This window comes from Pedobacter sp. 05L430 (assembly GCF_056397585.1).
The window spans coordinates 1-888 of the sequence record NZ_JBFTNT010000575.1 but is presented as its reverse complement, the minus strand read 5'-3'; the positions used below and the strand labels follow the sequence as shown (position 1 = coordinate 888).

Here is an 888-nt window from a genome sequence, read left to right as displayed (position 1 = left end):
TCTATAGCTTCAGTTCTGGCTATCACTTCCCTTTTCTCATATCCGATAAAAGTGATAACCAAAGTATAKGGCAGTTTCTGGCCAGTTACAAAGTTGAACCTACCATCTTTGTCAGTCTGTACCGAATGTGTAGTACCTGTAATGCTTACACTGGCACCGGCGATTCCTTTTCTGGTTACCTGGTCTATAACCTGCCCTTTTAATGTAGAATTGACAATTGTTTGGGTTTGAGACCTGGAAATCAATGGAATAAATAAAAACATTATAAGACCGCTAAGCAGCAGTAATGTTTTTTTAACAAAGGAGCGAGCACTAGATAAAGGCCTCTCCTTTTTAAAATTTTGCATAACTTTAAAAAGTTTTAATTAATTAATCGTTGGTTGAAACTAGTGGCATTTCAGTAGGTGATTGGCGTTGCATACTGATGGCCAGCGTAAAGGCAGGATCTTATCCTGTCTTTATTTTTTTAAGGGAGTAGCAAAAATGCTATTGCTCGAAACAGCAACAACAGTAAGCTGAGAATTTCAACTTCAGGCGAATAGATGTGGCGTCTTCTTTTTTGTGGAGTAATTGTTTTTCCATGTGTTTATTTAATCATAGTAATTGATTCTTTTTCCACAAATGTAACGGCATTTTTTACAAAAACAAATTAATTCTATCGATTTACTAGATTTTATTATATTTGGCCGTCATAAGGTCAATTGTAAATTAGAAATGAAAATAAAAATTGTTGTTGGAACAGCCCTGCTAGGTCTGAATTTATTTCATCAGGTATCTGCCCAGCAGCCCGTCCCATCAACGCATAAAAATGAGACAGGTTATCCTTCAAGATTTGGCTTTGGCAGGTTGGCTACAACAGCAGAAATTGCCTTATGGGATATAGACGTA

Annotated in this window: 1 protein-coding gene; it reads right to left on the bottom strand. The window is 36.5% G+C overall.

The features are described 5' to 3' along the window. On the bottom strand, positions 1-347 hold a 347-nt coding region (locus AC1DG9_RS27400), incomplete at its 3' end, for a carboxypeptidase-like regulatory domain-containing protein (protein ID WP_477635740.1). Positions 348-888: the final 541 nt, after the last annotated feature.